1 protein-coding gene is annotated in these 1,414 nt (G+C 31.7%); it reads right to left on the reverse strand.

The features are described 5' to 3' along the window. Window positions 1-140: 140 nt before the first annotated feature. Window positions 141-1,414, reverse strand: a 1,274-nt coding sequence (locus LJE08_RS13510; RefSeq protein WP_227403516.1) for an IS110 family transposase, incomplete at its 5' end; no start/stop codon positions are given.

The following is a 1,414-nucleotide window of genomic DNA, read 5'->3' on the forward strand; positions in this document are numbered from 1 at the left end:
AAAAATTAGATAATAAAAATCAAGCCTAATTCATAAAATTTTGTGTCTTTCCATGAAGGACACATTTTTTGATGATTTTCCACGACAAAAAGATTGGATTTCTCCAATTTTTTAAATTTTTGTTTATAATGTATTTAAGACTACCTTTCATATGTGGTCTTGTTTTTGCATATACCGTATATTATTTTTAACAGTTTGGCGGTACATGCGGTTTTGGCAGCTTTCGAATTTAGCGGGTTCGATTGCTGCTTTTTCTTTTGATAGAATCGATTCACTGGATTATCTTTAGCTCCTCTTATAGAACATCCTACAGCCAGAAACAATAGACACCTTAGATATTTATTTCCTTTTTTGGATATCTTTAAATGTTTTCCATCCTGGTCTCCTGACTGATATATATGCGGATCCAATCCTGCATATGCCACAAGTGCTTCTCTTGATTTAAATTCTTCTATATCTCCAATCTCTGCAATGATCCTTGCAGCAAGATTGGTCCCTATTCCATCAATGCTTAAAATATATCTATATTCTTCTAAAGTAGAAGCAACTGTTATCATTTCATTCAATGTTTTTTCACATTCCCTCTGTGTTTCGATTACCTTATCAAGTAATATTTTAAATATTTCAACTTCTACATCATCCTTTTCACATCCGGGATATGTCTTTTTCGCAAATTCTATTATTTTTAATGCATATTCTAAAGATACCTTATGAGTATGACATGTATTTTTCTCAAGATATCTGGCAACTGTTTCAGCCTTCTTGTTCTTCAATAAATCCGGATGTGGATATTTCTTTAGGATTGTCATTGGAATATCACTGTATCCATCCTTAAATAAATCAAGATATCCCGGAAAACAGATGCTTAACTGATTTTGAAATGTAACCTTGTATTTTCTAAGATGATTCAACTGATCTTCATACAATCGATTCTTTTTCCTGAGCCAGTTATGTGTTTCATCCTTCTTTGTTAGTTCCATCATTTCTTCTTTATCATAATAAACTTTTGAAATAGATATTGGATCAAGCTTATCCGTCTTCTTATTATGTATTTCTTCTTTCCGCTTTCTGGCAGATTCTAAAGGATTGATTATATATGTCTTTATACTGTTCTTACTTAGAAATCTTTCTAAAGGTTTTGTATAAACACCGGTTGCTTCAAATACGGCACATACCTTTTCATTGGTTTCAGCTTCCAGCTTCTGAATATCTTCTAGAAGTCTTTTGAATCCTTCAATATCATGATCAATTTTCTTTACTTTACCAAAACGTTTATTGTTCTTGATAAAACACATGTAATGACTGTTTCCATTGGAAACATCAATGCTTACAATTGGACTTTCCATACAATACTTCCTTTCATTAAACAGTAGAGATAACTTCCAAATTTCTGCTCCATATTGTTTCGTTTTAC

The sequence above is a fragment of the Holdemanella sp. DFI.5.55 genome, from assembly GCF_020593575.1.
GTDB lineage: Bacteria > Bacillota_I > Bacilli_A > Erysipelotrichales > Erysipelotrichaceae > Holdemanella > Holdemanella hominis.